This window comes from Streptomyces sp. NPDC096323 (genome assembly GCF_040302845.1).
GTDB lineage: Bacteria > Actinomycetota > Actinomycetes > Streptomycetales > Streptomycetaceae > Streptomyces.
In genome coordinates this window covers 57,318-77,762 of record NZ_JBEOSI010000008.1, presented here as the reverse complement: position 1 = coordinate 77,762, position 20,445 = coordinate 57,318, and the positions used below count along the sequence as shown (strand labels likewise).

Genomic DNA, 20,445 nt, shown 5'->3' with positions numbered 1-20,445 from the left:
TCAGCCGACCTTTCCTGTGTACGGTTCCGTCACGTCGAGCAGCACCCGGCCGTCCAGTTCCAGCCGGGTCGCCGCCACCACGCAGGGTTCGCCGCCATCGGTGAGCAGCACGGCCGCCGCGTCGGCGTGGACACCGGCGGTACGGATCCGCCGGGCGACGGGGGAGAGCAGCACGGTCTCCGACCCGAACGCCACGCCCTGGCCCTCCGCGCACGGCACCCGGGAGGCGGCGGTCTCCGTGTCAGGCGCGATCACGGTCAGGAACAGCCCTTCGGGTGACCGGGCCGTGGCCGAACGCAGCGTGTGCAGGGTGCGGGTGAGGCGCAGTCCGGGCGTGCTGGATGTCGGGTTGGCCTCCACCTCGGTGACCTCCGTGGTGATGTGGAGGCCGGCGGGCGCGAACTGCCGCAGCCGGGCCGAGGCCGTACCGGAGCGGATCAGCCGGCTGCCGTCCGGCTGCGGCTCGGTCGGCCGGTCCGTCTGGAGCAGGAACGTCCACTCCCGCGCCGCGTCCGCCTCGGCCAGGTCCAGCAGCACCAGCCGCCCGGACGGCGTGAACACCAGCGTCCGGTCGAGCCGCCGCACCCCCAGCCCGGGGTCGTACATCGCGGCGATCTCCGCCGTGGAGTGCGCCCACCCGCAGCCGGCGGAGACGAGGACATCGCGCTGCCGGGCCTGCCGCGCGAAGGGGATGTCCCGGTACACGTGGTACCGGTCCTCGTCCGCGTACCCCTGCCCGTCCACCAGCAGCAGATTGTGGTGCGCGGCCCGCTTGCGGTTGCTGTACCCCTCGTCCACGGCGAGGAAGGCGCCCTGCGACACGAACACGAACGAACCCGAATCGGGATGGTGGTGACCCTGGTTGAGCGTGTCCCAGCCCTTCTCCACGCGGTGCTTCTCGGCGGTCTCCCACGCCCGGTGGCCGCCTCCGGGGCTGGCTTTGAACGACACCAGCGTGGCGTCGTCGTCCCAGCCCGTGCGCGCGGCAAGCAGCCCGAGGTCCGGAAAGAAGGCCCGCCTCTCGGCGGGCCGGGCGGCCGGTACCGACGGGTCGTACCAGAGGTATTCGAGGTAGGCCTCCGGCAGGATGCCCGGTCGCACCCCGCTCCCGGCCGCCTCCTCCCGCAGCAGTGGGCCCGAGGCCAGATCGCCCATCCACTGGGCCTCGGGAATCGCGTACTGGGCGGCCAGGCGGTAGTAGAGCCCGGCGCTGTGGCCGCTGCGCCGGTCATGGCAGTCGCCGTGGTCGACGTTGAACGCGAATCCGGGCGCCGTCTGATGCAGCCGGTAGCGGAACGTCCGGGACATGAATCCGCCCCTGTCCCACCAGTCGACGCCCTCCGCCTCCTTGAGGAGGTCCAGGTGCGCGGCGAGGAAGGGCACGCCGTAACGCCAGTAGACGACGCCCTCGGCGTGCGATCCGTCCTCGGGCATCAGGTCGAGGACGGTCCCGAGGTTGTCCTTCGCACGCCGGGTCCACGCCTCCTCGCCCAGTACGTAGCCGGCCGTCGCCAGACCCGCGTAACAGATCCAGTTGTGGTTCTGCCAGTACGACGACGACCACCAGCGGCCCTCGCCCGCCACCGCGAACGCGAACATCCGCCGTCCCTGAAGCAGCAGCTTGTCCCGCAGCAGCGCCCGCACCTCGTCCGGCAGGTCGTTGCCGATCCACCGGTACGCGAGGGCCAGATGATGCAGCAGCCAGCCCGCGTCCAGGTCGTGGTCCGGCATATGGGCCCGGCCCCAGTGCGGCAGCCGCACCGCGGCCTCGATCCAGCGCAGGCTCTCCGCCAGATGCGCCGGGTCGCCGCCGACCCGGTAGGCCAGGGCCGGGTTGGAGGCGGCGGGCCCGAGCCACGTGATGCTGGCGAGGGGATGCGTACGGGGCGGGGTCAGCCCGCGGTGGCGGGCCGCCTCCTCGTACAGCCGCAGCTCCTGCGCGGGACGCGGGCCGGGCGGCGGGGTCGCCGAGAGCAGCAAGGTCAGTCCTCCGTCCGGAAGTGTGCGGTGCTGCCGTCGGCCAGGCGGACCGTCAGCCCGTCACCGTCCAGCTGTACGTCGCTCACGGCGGGCCCCGCCGACGCTGCCTGGTAGACCGAGGCGAAGGTGACCTTGTCGGTGTCGGCGGTGAAGTCCACCCGGGTCCATACGCGTTGCGGATCGTCGGCCGTGCCGGGGCCCGGACGGCTCACCGGGTGCACCGGCGCGTCGGCCCGGTGGGTGTGCCAGCCGTGCAGCATCTCGTCGCCGTACCAGGTGGTGCGCGCCGCGCCCGCCGCCTGCACCTGTACGTCCAGCGCGGTGCCCGGGCGTAGCTGCGCGGTGATACGGCGGGACTCCTCGGCGGTCACGGCCAGCAGGTCCACCAGATAGCCGGCCCCGGCCACGATCCGCCGGACCGCGCGCACACCTTCGTACGCGGTGGTCACCTCGGCGGTGAGGGAGCGGTCGTCCGAGCCGAGCAGCGTTCCCGTGCACTCCGCCTGTTCCCGGCCGTCCACCCGGAAGGTGGGGTGCGCCTCGGTCGACGCGTACAGGTCACGGAACACGGCGTGCGCGTAGGGAACCTGGCCGGGATCGGGCTGCCCCGGCGTGGTGTCGCCGTAGAGATAAAGAGACAGCTTGTCCCGGTGGCCGTGCGAACCGCCGTGCGGGCCGAAGTCCAGCAGCGCGTGGATGCCCGCGACCCGCAGCACCGCATAGCCCGCCTCGCGGAACAGCGTGAGCGCGCCGGGCGCCGGCCGCTCCGGCAGCGGCGGCCCCGCGAACCAGCCGCCCAGCTCCCGGTCCAGCCCGTCGTCGCCCGCGCCCAGCTCGGCCCGGGCCCGCCGGGCCACCGCGTCCAGCGCGGCCGACGGAACCAACTGCTGCGCCAACGCCACCAGTTCCAGCCACTCGAGAGCCAGCGGGCCACGCAGGTACGGGCCGTCGTGCAGTGCCGGCAGAATGCCGCCCGGCGTGGCGATCGCCGCCAGCGCATCCGTCATCCCCGCCAGCACACCCGCCACATCGTCCGGGATCGCCGCAGGATCGGTGCCCCGCAGCGCCAGCAGCGCCGCCCGCATCACGAACCCGTGGTAGTAGGTGCTTGCCTCCCACTCCCATCCGTCCTCGGCGACCGCGACCCGCAGATGCGCGTACAGCCCGCTGTCGCCCTCCAGCCACTCCTTGCGCCCGTCCCACTCCCGCCCGCGCACCGCCGCGGCTCCCCGCCCGGCGGCGACGCCCGCGGCATTCAGCCACGCGGTGTAGTTCGAGGCGAGCTGCCCCTGGCCGGCCAGCACGGCCCGGGCGTCGAGCGCCGCCCGCTCCAGGGCGTCGAGCAGGGGCAGCACCCCGGACAGGTCGTCCGTGCCGTGCTCGGCGAGCGTCATGACGGTGTGGCCGATGTTCACCGCCCAGATCGCGTCGGTCAGCGCCTGGTGGAAGAGACGGCCGCGCAGCATCCAGCCCTGCGCCTCACCGTGCTGAGCGGTGGCCAGCTCCTCGTACAGAGCGGTGTACTCCGCCAGCCGCGCCACCACCTCGACACGCTCGCCCCGGTGGGCGAGCAACCGCAGATGCCGCGCCCACGCCTGGTGCGACAGCACCAGCCAGGCGCCGCGCACCGCTTCGTTGTCCACCCGGCAGCCGTACGAACACCGCGCACCGCCCTCGGGGAACGCCCCGCCGAGCACATCGCCGTGGTCCAGCTCCACCCCGTGCGCCGGGCAGACGTACGCGTGCCACCAGCCGCCGCGCTCCCGCGCGATCCGCCTCAACGCGGCCATACGCCACCGTCGATGTCCACCGTGGTCGCGGTGAGGAAGCCGGACGAGGGGGAGGCCAGGTACACGACGGCCGAGGCGACGTCCTCGGGCGTGCCGGCCCGGCCCACCGGGATGCCTGCCTCCATCGCCTCCTGCGCCGCCGGCGCGGTGAACGTGTCATGGAAGGCGGTGCCCTTGATGAAGCCCGGGGCGACCGTGTTCACGGTGATGCCGCTGCCGCCGAGCTCCTTGGCCAGGCCCTTGGTGAAGCCCCGGATGCCGGCCTTGGCGGCCGCGTAGGCGACCGAGCCGGGGCCGCCGCCGTTGTGCGCGGCCAGCGAGGACATCGTGATGACGCGCCCGGCGGACGACTCCTTCAGATGCGGAAGCGCGGCCCGCACCGTACGGAACGTCGAGGTCAGGTTGGTGTCGATGACCCGGTCGAAGTGGTCGTCGGACATCTCGGCGACGGTGGCCCGCCCGATCAGATGACCGGCGTTGCAGACCAGGACGTCCAGCCCGCCGAGGAATCCGGTGGCCTCGTCGACCAGGCGGTCCACCTCGGCCGTCACCGTCACGTCGGCCTGGAAGGCCTTGGCCTTACGGCCGAGCGCCTCGATCGCGGAGACCGTCTTCGCGGCCTCGTCGGCGGAGGAGTGGTAATGGACGGCGACATCGGCGCCGGCCTCGGCCAGGGCGAGGGCGATGGCGCGGCCGATGCCGTGGCCCGCCCCGGTCACCAGCGCGCGGGAACCTTGGAGATCAGCAGACATGGGGGGATAACCCTTTCGATAACCGGCCGTCGAGGACCGGGACCGGTCACTTGAGACCGGCGGTGGCGAAGCCCTGTACGAAGTAGCGCTGGCCGATGAGGAAGAGCACGACCATGGGCAGGGTCGCGAGCGTGGTGCCCGCCATCAGGAAGTGCCACTGGGGGCCGTTCTCCGTCTTGAAGACCGACAGCCCTACCTGGATGACCCGCAGACTGTCCGTCCGGGTCACCAGCAGCGGCCACAGGAAGTTGTTCCAGGACGACTCGAAGGTCAGCAGCGCCACCGTGATGAGCGCGGGCTTGACCTGCGGCGTCATGATCCGGGCGTAGATCCGGAACTCGCCCAGCCCGTCCAGCCGGGCCGCCTCCTCCAGCTCCACCGGCAGGTCCAGGTAGAACTGCCGGAAGAGGAAGACGGCGAACGGGGTGACCGCACCGGGCACGATGAGCGCCCACCAGGTGTCGAGCCAGCCGCTGCCGCCCTGGCCGAACAGGTCGTTCCCGCCGGCCAGCGGCATGAAGCGGACGATCAGGAATTCAGGCAGCACCTTGGTGTAGGTAGGAATCATCAGGGCCGCGATGAAGAGATAGAAGATGACCTCGCTGCCCCGGAACCTGATCCGGGCCAGCGCGTACCCGGCCATCGAGGCGATCAGCAGATTGAGCACGGTGTGGCTGGTCGCGATGATGAAGCTGTTGCGCGCGTACGTGGCGAAGGGCGCGGCCTTCAGCGCCTCGGTGTAGTTGCCGAAGTCCCAGTGCTCCGGCAGCAGTCCGGCGTCCTGCGACGCGATCTCCACCGGTGTCTTCAGCGAGGTCAGTACCATCCAGATGAACGGCACCACCATCAGCAGGGAGATGACGGACAGCGTCACGTAGAGCGCGATCCGGCCGGCGGCGAGCGGCTTCCGCTGCGCCGCCACCCCGGGCTTGTGCAGCTCAGTTGTGGCCACGGGTGCCTCCCATGATCCGCCGGTTGACCAGGGTGAAGCCCATCAGCAGGACGAACAGCACCAGCGACTGGGCGCAGGCGTAGCCGACGCGGAACTCCCGGAACGCGGACTTGTAGATCTCATACGTCATCATCGTGGTGCTGTTGGCCGGCCCGCCCTCGGTGAGGATGTAGATCTGGTCGAACGACTGGAACGCGCTGATCATCGAGGTGATGAGCACGAAGAACGTCGCGGGCTTCAGCAGCGGCAGCGTGATCGAGAAGAACTGCCGCACCTTGGACGCGCCGTCCACCGACGCCGCTTCGTACAGCTCCTTCGGCAAGGACTGGAGCGCGGCCAGGTAGATGAGCATCTTCATGCCGATGCCCTGCCAGACGCCGACCAGGATCACCGAGGGCAACGCCCAGGTGGTCGACGAGAGCCAGGCCGGCCCGTCGATCCCGACGAAGGAGAGCAGGGCGTTGAACAGCCCGTTGCCCGGGTTGTAGATCCACAGCCAGACCAGCGCGATCGCCACGGTCGCGGTGACCTGCGGCAGGAAGATCGCGGTACGGAAGATGCCGCGCGCCCTGAGGCCCGTGTGCAGCGCGAGCGCCAGCAGCAGTCCCAGCATCATGCCGAACGGCACGGTGAAGAAGGTGTAGACGACGGTGTTGACGATGGACTTGCGGAACACCGCGTCGTCCAGCATCTCCTTGAAGTTGTCCAGCCCCACGAACTGCGGCGGCGTCAGCACGTCGTACTTCGTGAAGGCCAGGACCACCGAGGCGACGACCGGCAGGCCGATCCAGAGGGCGGCGTGCAGCAGGGCGGGCGCCACCATCAGCATGCCGGCCCGCTGCCTGCGGCGACCGGGGCCCGTCGGGGTCCTGTCGGCCCGCTGCCTGGCGGGCCGGGTGTTATCGGGCGGGGAAGGCGGCCGAGCGGGCCGTGCCTTCAGTACGGATGTTGCTCCCACAGCGACGCCTCACATCCGGCCGATGGCGGCTTCGGCGAGACGGCCGAGTTCCGCGATGGCGTCCTTCGCGGACTGGTTGCCCACGATCGCGGGCTCCAGCGTCGGCTTGATCTTCTCGCGGATCTCCATCCACGCGGCGGTGCCGCCCTCCGAATGGGCCGCACCCATGTTCCGCAGGGAGAGATCGACGAACTTGTTCTCCTTCACATAGCCGGATTCGTTGAGATCCTTGAGGCCCGGCACCGAACCACGCTGCTTCGCCGCGCCCAGGATCGACTCGGGGGTCGCGAGGTACGCGACCAGGGCCCGGGCCGCCGCAGGGTGCTTGGAGCTCGCCGACTGGGTGACCAGCGTGCCGCCCTGGAGCATGGCCGGCTTGCGGTTGGCCAGCACGAACGCGCCGAGGGTGTCGTCCTTCAGCAGTTGCGGGTTCTGTGCGCGGACCTGCTCCCACAGGGCGCTGGTCGTCATCATCATCGACGCCTGGCCGGTCTGGACGTTCGACGGTGCACCGGCGGCCGTCTTCTTCGTGTAGTCCGCCGAGCCGTCCTCGATCAGGTCCTTGAAGAACTGCAGCGCCTCGACGCCCCGGCTGTCGGTGAACAGCACCTTCTTGCCGTCGGCGCTGAACAGCTGACCGCCGTTGGCGAACAGGAAGGTCTCCCAGCACTGGCGCAGATCGATGGAGAACGGGTCGAAACCGATCCGGCCGTCCTTCGTCAGCTGCTTCGCCACGGCCCGCAGTTCGGCCCAGTTGGCGGGGGTCTTCTTGATCCCCGCCTCGGCGAAGTGGTCCTTGCGGTAGACGACGATGCGGGTGTCGAGGACCACAGGCAGCGCGTACAGCTTGCCTTCGTAGCGCGACGGTTCCAGCACGCGCTTCTCGTAGTCGTGCGCGGTGGCGAACTTCTCCGGCAGCTCGGCGATCGCCTTCTTGGCGGCGAACGGCGGGATCCAGCCGACGCCCATCATCATCACGTCGGGCAGCAGCCCGCCGGCCAGGCCCGTGGTGATCTTCTCGTTGAGCTGCGCGTACGTGGTGTAGTCCACGTTCACCTTGACGTCCGGATACTTCTTCCGGAAGCCGCCGATGATCTGCTTCTCCAGCAGCGTCTTGCCGTTGGCGCCTTCGAAGATCGGGGTGAGCAGCGTGATCTCGCCCTCGGCGGGACCGTCGGCGGAGCCGGCCGTCGCGGAGCCGGTGCCGCAGCCCGAAAGTGCGGCCGCAGCCGTCCCGGCGCCGATCGCGGCGAGCAGCGTCCGTCGTGTGAGTTCCATTGGGCACCCCTTTTGAGGTGGAGGCAGTGGATCGATCCAGCGATGGCGACCCGGCCATGGCTGGGAAGCGCTGGTAAATCGATGCACTGAGACTAGGAATCCTCCGAGAGGCGCGTCAACAGCTGATGCACAAGAATTTTCAGGGAAGTTAACGGGTGTACCGGTGAAGAGAGTTAAGTAAATCGGTACACTAGTGTGGCTGAACACGTTCCGAACCGGAGGTGGCATGAGCGGGGTAACGATCCATCAGGTCGCGGAGGCCGCGGGTGTCTCCGCCAGCACCGTGTCGAACGTCCTCAACGGACGTACGGACCGTATGCAGGCGGCGACCCTGGCCCGCGTGGAGCGGGTGATCGAGCAGCTCAGCTACCGGCCCAACCGTGCGGCGCGCATGCTGCGCACCGGGCGGATCAAGGTCATCGGCCTGATCGTGCCGTCCGTCGCCAACCCCTTCTGGGGCGCGCTCGCCCGGGAGCTGGAGGCCATCGCGCTGGCCGAGGGGTATCACGTACTGCTCTGCAACAGCGAGCGCGATCCGGCCCGTGAGCTCAAGTACGGTGAGGAGCTGCTGGCCGACGGGGTGAGCGGAGTGGTGCTCTGCTCCTCACTGCCCTCGCTCGACCATGTGGCACCGCTGCTCGGGCGGGGTCTGAAGATGGTCGCCTTCGACCGCACCGCCCAGGCCGGCGATCCGCCGTCCCTCGCCTCCATCAGCGTCGACAACGCGATGGGGGCGGAGCTCGCCACTCGTCATCTGCTCGAACTGGGCCACCGCCGCCTGGCGTTCGTCTCCGGATCCGTCAACAGCGTCAACCGCCGAGAGCGGCTGCGCGGCTTCCGCGCCGCGCTGGAGTCGGCGGGCCTCGACCCGGCGGACGCGATCGTGTGGCCCGGCGCCGAGACGACCGAGTTCGGTGACAAGGACGCCGCCGAACTGGGCCGCAACGCCGCCCGTGAACTGCTCTGCGGCCCGCGTCCGCCCACCGCGTTCGTCGCCATCAACGACATGTGCGCCATCGGGATCTGCCGGGGCGCGAAGGACGCCGGCCGCAGCGCCGGACAGGACGTCTCCGTGGTCGGGTTCGACGACATCCTGCTCGCCGACCTCTTCGAACCGCCGCTGACCACCGTCCGTCAGCCGCTGCCGGAGATGGCCGCCGAGACGTTCCAGCAGCTCCGGGCCCGTATCGACTCGGCACCGGTCGCCGGGCGTTCGCTCCTGATCAGGCCGAGACTGGTGGTCCGCGAGTCGACGGCCCCCGCACCCGTCGAGGCGGCCGCGCCGGGCGGCACCTACGCGCACCGGTGAGCCGCCGGCGCACCGGCGCGGGCCACGCCTGCTGCCGCACGCACCGCTGCCTCGCCAGGGGTGGAGAGTTCGGTGGTCTCGCATGGCACGATCGGTTGCCCCGCAACCGGTCGACGAGCCGGTTGCACCGGGCGGAAGGACCCATGTCTACACGGTGGAGTCTGACGATCGACTGCGCGCACCCCGCACGGCTCGCGGAGTTCTGGGCGCTCGCCCTGGGCTACGCGCCGAAGCCGCCGCCGAGGGGCTTCGCCAGCTGGGAGGAGTGGTTCGCGCACTACGACGTCCCGGAGGAGGAGTGGGACGACGGCGCGTACCTGGCGGACCCGGACGGCGAGGGGCCCGCCCTGTCGTTCATGAAGGTGCCCGAGCCGAAGGCGGGGAAGAACCGGCTGCACCTGGATGTACAGGCCGGCGGCGGCCGCGACGTGCCGTGGGAGGTGCGGTGGCCGCGCGTACGGGAGGCACTCGGGCGGCTGACCGCCGCGGGTGCGAGGGTTCTTCATGAGTACGAGGTCCAGGGCAGGCCGGACCACTATGTGATGGCGGACCCGGAGGGGAACGAATTCTGCCTGTTGTGACCGCCGGCAGAACCGAAGACGCGACGGAGCAGGCCCACGCCCGGCCGGAGGTCCGCGCCCGGGCAGTCCGGGGGCTGGTTCAGTTCGCCCGGTAGCGGGAGGCGAGGGCGGTGCTCTGGCCGCCGAAGGCGGCGACGTCGGCCTGGAACACGGCGTCGAGGAGGCGGGTGTCCTCGACGCCGGGGGCGCAGACGACTTCGCCGACCTCCAGGCCGCGCAGCGCGGCGGTCACGGCGTCCTCGGCGCTCATGCGGGGCGCGTGGCTCAGGTCGAGGCCCTGGCGCGAGTGGAATTCGGTGGCGACGATCCCGGGGCAGAGGACCTGGACCTGGACGCCGGTGCCGTCGAGTTCGGCGCCGAGGGCCTGGGACATCGCGACGAGGTGGGCCAGGGAGCCCGCGTAGACGGCGCGCCGGGGCATGAGGGACTTGTCGGCCGGGCCGCTGAAAGCGATCATTCCGGCTACGTTGATGATCTTCCCATCACCCCGCTCCTGCATGCTGGCTCCTGGATGTCATAGGGACACAGTCACTCGCCGAATGACCGCCCGGGAGGCGGGAGCCGGGAGGACGCGCGACCGAACCGCTGGGGCGCGGGCAATCGGACCGCCCGCGCCCCGTCGGGTGGCTCCGTCAGTCCACCGAGGCGGTCCAGCCGTTCGCCTCGATGCGCCGGGCGTCGGACGGTCTGGCCTCGTCGAAGACCGTACGACCGCCGTCCTCGACCCTGATCGCGTCCACGTACACTCCGCGGCCGACGTACAGCTGGTCCGTGGCGTACCGCCAGCGCAGCAGCAACTCCGCGCCGCTCCACGGTGCGAGGTCCGCCTCGAGCCGGTGCCAGACCCGGCCGGACCAGCCGGAGACCTTGCCCGCCGGATGGGGTTCGGGCTGCTCCGGACGGTTGCGTGTGGTGAACGGGACCGGCTGCCAGGTGGCCCCCGCGTCCGCCGAGGCCTCCAGGAAGAGGAAGTCGGAACCGGGCTCAGTGTCCCACCACAGCGCGCAGGTCAGCCCGGCCCGCGCGGAGGTGAGGGCGACCGGCGGGAGCGACAGGGTGGCCGACGAGGCGCTCGCCATGCCGGAGAACCAGGCCGTACGGCCCCGGGCGGGGCGGACCGCGACCGCGCGGGCCATCTGGTTGGCGGTGGCGACACGCGGCGCGCTGCCGGAGCGCCAGCTGCGCACCGGGTGGACCGAGTTGCCCAGCACGATCAGGAACGAGTCGGTGCTCGGGTCGAGGACCAGGCTGGTGCCCGTGAAGCCGGTGTGGCCCGCCGTCCGCGGGGTGGCCATCGCCCCCATGTACCAGTGCTGGTAGAGCTCGAAGCCGAGGCCGTGTTCGTCACCGGGGAACGCGGTGTTGAAGTCCGTGAACAGCAGGTCCACCGAGTCGGCCGACAGGATTCTCGCGCGGCCGTAGACCCCGCCGTTGAGCAGGGTGCGGGCGAGGATCGCCAGGTCCCAGGCGCAGGAGAACACCCCGGCGTGGCCCGCGACACCGTCCAGGCTGTACGCGTTCTCGTCGTGCACCTCGCCCCAGACCAGTCCGCGCTCCAGCCCGGACCAGGGGAGCCGGGCGTCCTCGGTCGCCGCGATCTTCGGTTTCCAGGAGGCCGGCGGGTTGTAGCGAGTGCGGTGCATCCCGAGCGGAGCAGTGATCTGTTCGCGGAGCAGCACATCCTCGGTGCGGCCGGTGATCTTCTCCAGTACCAGCTGGAGCGAGATCAGATTGAGGTCGGAGTAGAGGTACGCCGTGCCGGGCGGGCTCGCCGGCACCTCCTTCCAGAGCAGCTCCAGCTTCCCCTCCCGGGTCGGCGCCTTGTAGAGCGGGATCCAGGCGCGGAAACCCGAGGTGTGCGTGAGCAGCTGTCGGATCGTGATGTCCTGCTTGCCGCCGCCGGCGAACTCGGGCACATACGAGGCGACCGTCGCCTCCAGCTCCAGCGCGCCGCGCTCGATCTGCTGCACGGCCAGGATCGAGGTGAACAGCTTCGAGACCGACGCCAGGTCGAAGACCGTGTCCTCGGCCATCGGGATCTGCTGGTCCGCCGGGAACTCCACGCCGGTGTCGGTCTTCTCGTCGTACGCCGCATAGCGCACCGCCTTGCCGATCGGCCGGTGCAGCGCCACCGTGCCGCCCCGCCCCGCGAGCAGCACGGCGCCCGCGTACCACGGGTGTTTCGGGGAGGCGGCGAGGTATCTCTCCGCCTCGGTGACGAGCCGGTCCAGCGGTTCCTGCAGCAGCCCCGCGCGGTCGGCCGAACCGCGCCGCAGCGTCGGCCCGTGCTGACTCGTCCCCGCCGCGGTGCCTGTACCCATGTCCGACGACCCCGCCCCCGACTCCGTGGCAGACGCCGCCGCCGCGAACGGAATGGGCGCCAGGGCGATTGCTCCGCCCAGGGCAAGCATCCCACCGCCCAGCCTTCGCCGGCTGATGCCCCCGCCCGCCGTGTCCTCGGTCATCCGGAACCCCTTCCCCATGCCTGAAAGTAACTTTCGAAATCTCTTCCGAGTATGAAACTTCCTGCCGAAGCGGCAGGGTACTGTCACCCTCCGCCGTCTCGCAGGTCCCCGGAGTCACAAAGAATCTGACACAGCATCAGAAAATCTCTTCCTTCGGTTGTCGGACTGCGGCATCCTGCCGCCCATGGAGACGGAGCTGAGTCAAAAACTGGGGATCGAGCACGCCATCTTCGGCTTCACGCCCTTCCCGGCGGTGGCCGCGGCCATCACCAGGGCCGGTGGATTCGGCGTACTCGGCGCGGTCCGCTACACCGCCCCCGACGACCTCGCACGCGACCTCGACTGGATGCAGGAACATACGGACGGCAAGCCCTACGGCCTCGACGTCGTCATGCCCGCCAAGAAGGTGGAGGGCGTGAGCGAGGCCGAGGTGGAGGCGATGATCCCGCCAGGGCACCGGCAGTTCGTCCTGGAGACCCTGGCCAAGCACGGCGTCCCCGAACTCGCCGAGGGCGAGGCGTCGGGCTGGCGCATCACGGGCTGGATGGAGGAGGTCGCCCGCAATCAGCTCGACGTGGCGTTCGACTATCCGATCAAGCTCCTCGCCAATGCGCTGGGCTCACCCCCCGCCGACGTCGTCGCCCGCGCCCACGACCGGGGCGTGCTCGTCGCCGCGCTCGCCGGAAGCGCCAGACATGCCCGCCACCACGCGGAGGCGGGCATCGACATCGTCGTCGCCCAGGGCTACGAGGCGGGCGGCCACACGGGCGAGATCGCCTCCATGGTCCTTGTCCCGGACGTGGTCGACGCCGTGGGCCCTCTCCCGGTCCTCGCCGCCGGCGGCATCGGCAGCGGCGAACAGGTCGCCGCCGGGCTCGCCCTGGGCGCGCAGGGCGTCTGGCTCGGCTCCCTCTGGCTCACCACCGAGGAGGCCGACATGCACTCCCGGGCGCTGACCGCCAAACTCCTCGCCGCGGGCTCGGGCGACACCGTCCGCTCGCGCGCCCTCACCGGCAAACCCGCACGTCAGCTCCGTACCGAATGGACCGACGCCTGGGACGACCCTTCGGGACCCGGCACCCTGCCCATGCCGCTCCAGGGACTCCTGGTCGCCGAAGCCGTCTCCCGCATCCAGAAGTACGAGACGGGCGCCCTGCTCGGCACGCCCGTCGGCCAGATCGTCGGGCGGATGAACACCGAACGCAGCGTGCGGGCCGTCTTCGACGACCTGACCAGCGGCTTCGAACGAGCCGTCGACCGGATCAACCGCATCGCCGGACGGAGCGCCTCATGAACCAGCCGCCCAACGGCTTCTGGGCCCAGGCCACCGCCGACCCCGACCGCACGGTCCTGGTCGCCCCCGACGGCGGGACGTGGACGGCGGGACGGCTGCACGCCGAGGCCAACCGCATGGTCCACGGACTGCGCGCGGCCGGCCTCGAGGAGGGCGACGCCTTCGCGGTCGTCCTGCCCAACGGCGTCGAGTTCCTCACCGCCTACCTCGCCGCCTCGCAGGCCGGCTTCTACCTCGTCCCGGTCAACCACCATCTCGTCGGGCCGGAGATCGCCTGGATCGTCTCCGACTCGGGCGCCAAGGTGCTCATCGCCCACGAACGCTTCACCGAGGCCGCGACCGCCGCCGCCGACGAGGCGAAACTGCCCGCGAGCCACCGCTACGGAGTCGGCGCGGTCGACGGCTTCCGCCCGTACGCCGAACTGCTGGAGAACCGGCCGGTGTCGCCCCCGGAGGGCCGCTCGCTCGGCTGGGTCATGAACTACACCTCCGGTACCACCGGCCGCCCGCGCGGCATCCGCCGGCCGCTGCCCGGCAAACTCCCCGAGGAGAGCTACCTCGGCGGCTTCCTCGGCATCTTCGGCATCAAGCCGTTCGACGGCAACGTCCACCTCGTCTGTTCACCGCTCTACCACACCGCCGTGCTGCAGTTCGCGGGCGCCGCCCTGCATATCGGCCACCCCCTCGTCGTGATGGACAAGTGGTCGCCCGAGGAGATGCTGCGGGCGATGGACACCCACCGCTGCACCCACACCCATATGGTCCCCACCCAGTTCCACCGCCTCCTCGCGCTTCCCGAGGAGGTCCGCCGGCGGTACGACGTCTCGGCGATGCGCCATGCCATCCACGGCGCCGCGCCCTGCCCCGACCACGTCAAAAGGGCCATGATCGACTGGTGGGGCCGGTGCGTCGAGGAGTACTACGCGGCCAGTGAGGGGGGCGGCGCCTTCGCCACCGCCGACGACTGGCTGAAGAAGCCGGGCACCGTCGGCCGGGCCTGGCCGATCAGCGAGCTCGCGGTCTTCGACGACGACGGAAACCGGCTGGGCCCGGGCGAACTCGGCACCGTCTACATGAAGATGAGCACCGGCGGCTTCAGCTACCACAAGGACGAGAGCAAGACGAAGAAGAACCGCATCGGGGACTTCTTCACCGTCGGCGACCTCGGCGTCCTGGACGAGGACGGCTACCTCTTCCTCCGCGACCGCAAGATCGACATGATCATCTCCGGCGGGGTGAACATCTACCCGGCCGAGATCGAGAGCGTCCTGCTCAGCCACCCCGCCGTCGCCGACGCCGCCGTCTTCGGCATCCCGCACGCCGACTGGGGCGAAGAGGTCAGAGCCGTCGTCGAGGCCGCCGAAGGCCATGAGGCGGGCGAGGAACTCGCCGCCGGGATCCTCGCCCACTGCGAGGGGCTGCTCGCCGGGTACAAACGCCCCAAGACCCTCGGCTTCATCACGACGATGCCCCGCGACCCCAACGGCAAGCTGTACAAACGGCGGCTGCGCGAACCGTACTGGGAAGAGCACGGCTGAGCCTCGTACGGACGCCGGCGCACGGCCTCACGATCAGCCCCTGGACCCGCAGCGGGCCAGGGGCTGATCGCGTGTCGGCGCCGACTACCGGTGCTCGCGCACCCGCACCACCTTCAGCGCGGGCGAACGCGCGATGTCCTTCTCGCAGAACCGCGACGTCACCCAGCGCTCACCCGAGTACAGCTCGGTCTGGTCGCTGGAGTGCGGCGACGCCGGATTCGACGACTGCCCGTACGTGAGCAGCGTGCGCGCCACCGGACAGGGACCGCCGTCCCAGCCGACCGCCTGGATGTAACTGGAGCCGGTCGAGACGTCCGTGTACCCGCCCGCGGCCGCGTCCCACACGCCCTCGGTCTTGTTCCAGATGCCCAGCGACTCGGTACCGCCGCCGACCGGGATGCGCCGCTCACCGCGCGGCACCGACTGGTGCTCGCCCAGCGGCGCGTCCAGGGCGATGCCCAGGCCCCTCAGCTCGGCCACCGCGTCGGCGAGAGCCGTGAGGACCCGCGGGGCCGAGGTGTTGAGCGTGTTCGGCGTGCCGACCGGGTCGGCGGGAGAGAACGGCACCTTCCACAGTTCGGCCGCAGGAACCGCCACGGCCCTGCGCCAGAACCGGTCGAAGAGCAGCGCGCCCCGGCTCCCCGTGTCGACCGTCCGGTCCCAGTCGCGCAGCACCGGGCAGGCCGCCGAGACATCGACCGGCGCGCCCGTGCTCCCGGAGGTCGTTCCGCCGGGCAGCGCCGCGCAGGCGCGGGCCAGTCCGGCCGCGGCCAGATCGCCGGCCGGCGCCCGGTTCGCGAACTGCTGGCTCTGGAGATCCGCGACGGTCAGCCGGCCCTCGGCCGCCATCGCGGACACGTCCTCGACGGCGCCCCGGGTCCGCAGGGAGCGCGGTGTGCCGACGGTCCCGAAGACGCGCTCGTAGCCCGACACCGGGGCGTCGGCGTTGGCCAGCCAGGCGCTGTCGTTGGAGTTCTCGACGTACGGCGCGTTCTCCACGGTCGGCATCCGGCCCGGGCCGAAGATCCCGGGCTGCACGGCGTCCGGGTCGGACCCCGGCGCGCAGTCGCTCCGTGAGCCGTCGAGCACCGCGAGCCCCGACGTCGGGTACGTGGCCCGGCCCAGCGGGGTCGAGCAGCGCTCGGCGAGCTCGTCCGTGATCCTCGGCAGCACCTGCGACTGCGAGAAGAGGGTGTGCCCCGAGGAGTCGGCCGCGATCGTGTTGACCCACGGCAGCCCCTGCGTACGGCTCAGCGCCTCCTTGATCCCGGCCGTGCTGCGGGCCTTGCTGAACCCGAGCGCGGTGTCTCCCGAGCGCAGGTTCACCGCGTTCGGGTCGCCCAGCGCGTACGCGGCCGTCCGCGTCCACGGCAGCGGCAGGCCCGCGCCGAGCGAGGTGACGACGGGCCCGTAGCGGGTCCACCACTGCGTACGTGTCACCTCCCGGCCGTCCTCGACCGCCACGGTGACCGTGCGCCGCGTCATCCGCTGCGGCGCCCCGTCCACCAGGTAGACGGTCGGATCGGCCGGATCGAGGGTCAGCTGGTGCAGATTGAGGGTGACCCCCGTGGCCACCGTGTGGCTCCAGGCGACGTACGCGTTGTGCCCGATCGACATGGTCGCCGAGCCCAGCAGCGAACCGCCCGCCACATTCAGCTCACCGGGGATCGTCTGCTGGGACTGCCAGAACCGCCGGCCGCCCTGCCACGGATAGTGCGGGTTGCCGAGCAGCAGCCCCCGCCCGTTCGCCGTCGTACTGCCGCGGAACGCCACGGCGTTGGACCCCATGTCCGCGTTCTGCGTCGACAACAGCCGCGCCGCCGCGTCCGCCGCGTCATCCGGGGACGGCGAAGCGGGCGCCGGCGTGGCGGCCGGCGGCTGTGCGGCCGTGATGCCGTCGATGCCGCGTCCCTGACCGCCGAGCACCGAGAGCGCGAAGGCGCGCTCCGCGACATCGAGCGCGGTCACCGGGCGTACCCAGCGGGCACCCCGGCAGGCCGGGTCGGTGATCCGGTTCTGCGCCAGCCAGGCGTTGTAGCCGGCCGCCCAGCCACGCTGGAGTTCCTTCGTCGTACGGCTCGGCCCGGCCGGAGCGGGCACCTTCAGCAGCTTCTCCACGGTGCGGGTGTCGCGCACCCCGCGGAAGTACAGGTCGCTGGACAGGTTCTTCGCCGCCGAGGACAGCGAGCCGTCCGGCGACGCGTCGGGGCCGAAGTACCGGGACCGCTCCCCGCGCAGCGTGACGAAGCCGTCGGCGAGCGTGCACACCTGGTCGGCGGCCTGCGCCCAGCCGTTGCCGAAACCCAGATTCGCGTAGTCCTTCGCCACGATGTGCGGTATGCCGTACTCGGTGTAGCGGATCACGGCCGAGAGTCCGCCGGCCGACGGGTGGTGGGCGGGGGCGGTGTGCGCCGAGACCGGCGGCAGTGACGCCGACACGGTGAACAGCGCGAGACCGGATACGGCGAGGATCCTCAGACGGTTCCGGAGAGGCAACGGTCCTCCCAACTCTGCGGGTACGAGAGACGGTTACTCGGGAGTTCGAGATGTCGTGGGCAACTCAGCCAGCACATCCGTACGTCTGTCAACATCCCGGCCGGTATCCGGGCCCTTGACCGCGGGACCCCGGCCGCACAGGATCACGCCATGACCGGTGTACGCAGCAGCACAGTCGACGGCGTCCTGACCCGCAGCGCACGGCGCACCCCCGGGCGCACCGCCCTCCGGTACGCCGACCGGACCTGGACCTACCGCGGTCTCGACGAGGCGGTCGGCACCGCGGCCGCCGTCCTCATGGACGGGCACGGACTGCGCCCGGGGGACAGGGTCGCCTCGTACGCCCACAACTCCGACGCGTACCTCATCGCGTACCTCGCCTGTGCCCGGGCCGGACTCGTCCATGTGCCGGTCAACCAGAACCTCACCGGCGAGGACCTCGCGTACATCCTGAACCAGTCCGGCAGCTCTCTCGTCCTCACCGACCCGGACCTCGCCGGCCGGGTCCCGCCGGAGCATTCCGTGCGGCCGCTCCGCGACGCGCCCGGCTCGCTCCTTGCGGAACTCGGCACTCCGCGCCCCTTCACGTCCGCGCACGAACCGTCGGCCGACGACCTGGTCCAGCTGCTGTACACCTCCGGCACCACCGCCATGCCCAAGGGCGCGATGATGACGCACGGCGCCCTCGTCCACGAGTACGTCAGCGCGGTGGCCGCGCTGGATCTGCGCGCCACCGACCGGCCCGTGCACGCGCTGCCGCTCTACCACTCCGCGCAGATGCACGTCTTTCTGCTGCCCTACCTCGCGGTCGGCGCGGAGAACACGATCATCGACGCCCCCGACGCGGCCCGGATCTTCGACCTCGTCGAGTCGGGCCGGGCGGACAGCCTCTTCGCCCCGCCCACCGTCTGGATCGGCCTCGCCAACCACCCGGACTTCACCGCCCGCGACCTCGGCGGCCTGCGCAAGGCCTACTACGGGGCGTCGATCATGCCCGTCCCGGTGCTGGAACGCCTCCGTGAACGCCTCCCGGACCTCGCGTTCTACAACTGCTTCGGCCAGAGCGAGATCGGCCCCCTCGCCACGGTCCTGGGACCGGACGAGCACGAGGGCCGGATGGACTCCTGCGGCCGGCCCGTCCTCTTCGTCGAGGCGAAGGTCGTCGACGAGAGCGGCAAGGACGTGCCCGACGGCACCGCGGGTGAGGTGGTCTACCGCTCACCCCAGCTGTGCGGCGGCTACTGGGACAAGCCGCAGGAGAGCACCGAGGCGTTCCGCGACGGCTGGTTCCACTCCGGCGACCTCGCCGTCCGTGACGCGGAGGGCTACTTCACGGTGGTCGACCGGGTGAAGGACGTCATCAACTCGGGCGGCGTCCTCGTCGCCTCCCGCCAGGTCGAGGACGCCCTCTACACCCACCCCGCCGTCGCCGAGGCGGCGGTCGTCGGACTGCCCGACGAGCGATGGATCGAGGCCGTCACCGCCGTCGTCGTGCTGCGGGGGGAGGCGACCGAGGCCGAACTCATCGCGCACACCCGCGAGAAGCTGGCCCACTTCAAGGCCCCGAAGAGGGTCGTGTTCGTGGACGGCCTCCCGCGCAACGCCAGCGGAAAAATCCTCAAGCGGGAGCTCCGCGACCGCTTCGCCTGACAGGCCGTTACAGCCTTCGCCGCAGTGGCCGGGCCGGGTCTACTTCTCCCGCTCGTCCACGATCCGCCGGAATTTGCCGACCGACCTCTCCAGCGTCTCCGGATCGAGGATGTCGACCCGGACCGAGACCCCGATCCCGTCCTTGACGGCCGCCGCGACCGATGCGGCCGCGGCCGCCCGCTGCTCCGCCGTAGCGCCGGCCCGCGCCTCCGCCCGCACCGTGAGCACGTCCAGCCGCCCCTGGCGGGTCAGCCGCAGCTGGAAATGCGGCGACACCCCGGGCGTACGGAGCACGATCTCCTCGATCTGCGTCGGGAAGAGGTTCACCCCGCGCAGGATCACCAGATCGTCGCTGCGCCCGGTGACCTTCTCCATGCGCCGGAAGACGCGGGCCGTGCCGGGCAGCAGCCTCGTCAGGTCCCGGGTCCGGTAGCGGATCACCGGCATGGCCTCCTTCGTGAGCGAGGTGAACACCAGCTCCCCCTCGGCCCCTTCGGGCAGCACCTCGCCGGTGAACGGGTCGACCACCTCGGGATAGAAGTGGTCCTCCCAGATGTGCAGCCCGTCCTTCGTCTCCACGCACTCCTGCGCCACGCCCGGGCCCATCACCTCGGACAGTCCGTAGATGTCGACCGCGTCGATCGCGAACCGCTCCTCGATCTCGCGCCGCATCTCCTGCGTCCACGGCTCGGCCCCGAAGATCCCCACCTTCAGCGACGTCGTGCGCGGGTCGACACCCTGGCGCTCGAACTCGTCCAGGAGGGTCAGCATGTAGGACGGCGTCACCATGATGATCTCGGGCCTGAAGTCCTGGATCAGCTGGACCTGCCGTGCCGTCATGCCCCCCGAGGCGGGAATGACCGTGCAGCCGAGCCGCTCCGCGCCGTAGTGCGCCCCGAGGCCGCCGGTGAACAGGCCGTACCCGTAGGCCACATGCACCTTCTGCCCGGGCCGGCCCCCGGCCGCCCTGATGGAACGGGCGACCACGTCCGCCCAGGTGTCCAGATCCCTCTCGGTATAGCCCACGACCGTCGGGCGGCCGGTCGTCCCGCTGGAGGCGTGGATCCGCCGCACCCGCTCCTCGGGAACGGCGAACATCCCGAACGGATAGTTGTCGCGCAGATCGGCCTTGGTGGTGAACGGGAACCTGGCCAGATCGGCCAGTGAACGGCAGTCGTCCGGATGCAGCCCCGCCCGGTCGAACGCCTGCCGGTAGTGGCCGACCCGCTCGTACGCGTGACGCAGGGTCGCCCGCAGCCGCTCCAGCTGCAAGGCCTCCAACTCCTCGCGGCCCATCCGTTCCGCCGCGTCCAGCAGAGCCGTCATGCGGACCTCCCTCATCCCGTGCCGTACAGACGACCGATCATTCGGTCGTTCCTTTCGGGAGCAGTAATTCAGGATC

At 70.9% G+C, this 20,445-nt stretch carries 15 protein-coding genes; 5 read left to right on the top strand and 10 right to left on the bottom strand.

The window, feature by feature from the left end; translation table 11 throughout:
* The 6 genes from ABTX18_RS22605 to ABTX18_RS22580 form a co-directional block, all read right to left on the bottom strand.
* Window positions 1–1,980, bottom strand: a complete 1,980-nt coding sequence (locus ABTX18_RS22605; protein ID WP_352124532.1) for a DUF4962 domain-containing protein — start codon at window positions 1,978–1,980, stop codon at window positions 1–3.
* Between the two features lie 2 nt (window positions 1,981–1,982).
* Window positions 1,983–3,770 (bottom strand): heparinase II/III domain-containing protein, encoded by a 1,788-nt coding sequence (locus tag ABTX18_RS22600; RefSeq protein WP_352124531.1) that lies wholly within the window; start codon window positions 3,768–3,770, stop codon window positions 1,983–1,985.
* Window positions 3,758–4,522, bottom strand: coding sequence for an SDR family NAD(P)-dependent oxidoreductase (locus tag ABTX18_RS22595; RefSeq protein WP_352124530.1), 765 nt, complete (start codon window positions 4,520–4,522; stop codon window positions 3,758–3,760). Before ABTX18_RS22595 ends, ABTX18_RS22600 begins: the two co-directional genes overlap by 13 nt.
* Window positions 4,523–4,568: 46 nt before the next feature.
* A complete protein-coding gene (locus tag ABTX18_RS22590; protein WP_352124529.1) occupies window positions 4,569–5,474 on the bottom strand; it encodes a carbohydrate ABC transporter permease in 906 nt (301 codons plus the stop codon).
* Complete coding sequence (locus tag ABTX18_RS22585) at window positions 5,461–6,303, bottom strand: carbohydrate ABC transporter permease (protein WP_352124528.1); 843 nt, start codon at window positions 6,301–6,303, stop codon at window positions 5,461–5,463. The genes ABTX18_RS22590 and ABTX18_RS22585 overlap by 14 nt, the downstream gene beginning before the upstream one ends.
* 138 nt (window positions 6,304–6,441) lie before the next feature.
* On the bottom strand, window positions 6,442–7,710 hold the full coding sequence (locus ABTX18_RS22580; RefSeq protein ID WP_352124527.1) for an ABC transporter substrate-binding protein: 1,269 nt from the start codon (window positions 7,708–7,710) through the stop codon (window positions 6,442–6,444).
* 226 nt (window positions 7,711–7,936) lie between these two features.
* On the opposite strand from ABTX18_RS22580, the gene ABTX18_RS22575 reads away from it, so the two are divergent.
* Together ABTX18_RS22575 and ABTX18_RS22570 are read left to right on the top strand one after the other, a co-directional pair.
* Window positions 7,937–9,019 carry a LacI family DNA-binding transcriptional regulator gene (locus tag ABTX18_RS22575; protein WP_352124526.1) on the top strand — a complete coding sequence of 361 codons (1,083 nt, stop codon included), beginning with the start codon at window positions 7,937–7,939 and terminating at the stop codon, window positions 9,017–9,019.
* Between the two features lie 143 nt (window positions 9,020–9,162).
* Window positions 9,163–9,600, top strand: coding sequence for a VOC family protein (locus ABTX18_RS22570; RefSeq protein ID WP_352124525.1), 438 nt, complete (start codon window positions 9,163–9,165; stop codon window positions 9,598–9,600).
* A gap of 79 nt (window positions 9,601–9,679) precedes the next feature.
* Here the strand turns inward: ABTX18_RS22570 and ABTX18_RS22565 are convergent, their stop codons facing one another.
* Entirely contained in the window at window positions 9,680–10,099 is a 420-nt protein-coding gene (locus ABTX18_RS22565; protein WP_352124524.1) for an SDR family NAD(P)-dependent oxidoreductase, read from the bottom strand.
* A 133-nt stretch (window positions 10,100–10,232) separates the two neighbouring features.
* Window positions 10,233–12,065 carry a serine hydrolase domain-containing protein gene (locus ABTX18_RS22560; RefSeq protein ID WP_352124523.1) on the bottom strand — a complete coding sequence of 611 codons (1,833 nt, stop codon included), beginning with the start codon at window positions 12,063–12,065 and terminating at the stop codon, window positions 10,233–10,235.
* 184 nt (window positions 12,066–12,249) lie between these two features.
* Between ABTX18_RS22560 and ABTX18_RS22555 the strand changes: the two genes are divergently transcribed.
* Both ABTX18_RS22555 and ABTX18_RS22550 read left to right on the top strand, forming a co-directional pair.
* Complete coding sequence (locus ABTX18_RS22555) at window positions 12,250–13,359, top strand: NAD(P)H-dependent flavin oxidoreductase (protein ID WP_352124522.1); 1,110 nt, start codon at window positions 12,250–12,252, stop codon at window positions 13,357–13,359.
* Window positions 13,356–14,897, top strand: coding sequence for an acyl-CoA synthetase (locus ABTX18_RS22550; protein ID WP_352124521.1), 1,542 nt, complete (start codon window positions 13,356–13,358; stop codon window positions 14,895–14,897). The genes ABTX18_RS22555 and ABTX18_RS22550 overlap by 4 nt, the downstream gene beginning before the upstream one ends.
* 84 nt (window positions 14,898–14,981) lie before the next feature.
* Here ABTX18_RS22550 and ABTX18_RS22545 read toward each other — a convergent pair whose 3' ends face one another.
* Window positions 14,982–17,393 carry a penicillin acylase family protein gene (locus ABTX18_RS22545; RefSeq protein WP_352124520.1) on the bottom strand — a complete coding sequence of 804 codons (2,412 nt, stop codon included), beginning with the start codon at window positions 17,391–17,393 and terminating at the stop codon, window positions 14,982–14,984.
* A 150-nt stretch (window positions 17,394–17,543) separates the two neighbouring features.
* On the opposite strand from ABTX18_RS22545, the gene ABTX18_RS22540 reads away from it, so the two are divergent.
* A complete protein-coding gene (locus ABTX18_RS22540; protein ID WP_352124519.1) occupies window positions 17,544–19,043 on the top strand; it encodes an acyl-CoA synthetase in 1,500 nt (499 codons plus the stop codon).
* A 39-nt stretch (window positions 19,044–19,082) separates the two neighbouring features.
* Here ABTX18_RS22540 and paaK read toward each other — a convergent pair whose 3' ends face one another.
* Window positions 19,083–20,369, bottom strand: a complete 1,287-nt coding sequence (gene paaK / locus ABTX18_RS22535; protein WP_352124518.1) for a phenylacetate--CoA ligase PaaK — start codon at window positions 20,367–20,369, stop codon at window positions 19,083–19,085.
* Window positions 20,370–20,445 lie beyond the last annotated feature (76 nt).

Bases quoted from the DNA above. Each gene is read 5' to 3' on its own strand.
- ABTX18_RS22600 (WP_352124531.1), bottom strand. From the start codon at position 3,770: ATGGCCGCGTTGAGGCGGATCGCGCGGGAGCGCGGCGGCTGGTGGCAC.
- ABTX18_RS22595 (WP_352124530.1), bottom strand. From the start codon at position 4,522: ATGTCTGCTGATCTCCAAGGTTCCCGCGCGCTGGTGACCGGGGCGGGC.
- ABTX18_RS22585 (WP_352124528.1), bottom strand. From the start codon at position 6,303: ATGCTGATGGTGGCGCCCGCCCTGCTGCACGCCGCCCTCTGGATCGGC.
- ABTX18_RS22580 (WP_352124527.1), bottom strand. From the start codon at position 7,710: ATGGAACTCACACGACGGACGCTGCTCGCCGCGATCGGCGCCGGGACG.
- ABTX18_RS22575 (WP_352124526.1), top strand. From the start codon at position 7,937: ATGAGCGGGGTAACGATCCATCAGGTCGCGGAGGCCGCGGGTGTCTCC.
- ABTX18_RS22570 (WP_352124525.1), top strand. From the start codon at position 9,163: ATGTCTACACGGTGGAGTCTGACGATCGACTGCGCGCACCCCGCACGG.
- ABTX18_RS22565 (WP_352124524.1), bottom strand. From the start codon at position 10,099: ATGCAGGAGCGGGGTGATGGGAAGATCATCAACGTAGCCGGAATGATC.
- ABTX18_RS22560 (WP_352124523.1), bottom strand. From the start codon at position 12,065: ATGACCGAGGACACGGCGGGCGGGGGCATCAGCCGGCGAAGGCTGGGC.
- ABTX18_RS22555 (WP_352124522.1), top strand. From the start codon at position 12,250: ATGGAGACGGAGCTGAGTCAAAAACTGGGGATCGAGCACGCCATCTTC.
- ABTX18_RS22550 (WP_352124521.1), top strand. From the start codon at position 13,356: ATGAACCAGCCGCCCAACGGCTTCTGGGCCCAGGCCACCGCCGACCCC.
- ABTX18_RS22540 (WP_352124519.1), top strand. From the start codon at position 17,544: ATGACCGGTGTACGCAGCAGCACAGTCGACGGCGTCCTGACCCGCAGC.
- paaK (WP_352124518.1), bottom strand. From the start codon at position 20,369: ATGACGGCTCTGCTGGACGCGGCGGAACGGATGGGCCGCGAGGAGTTG.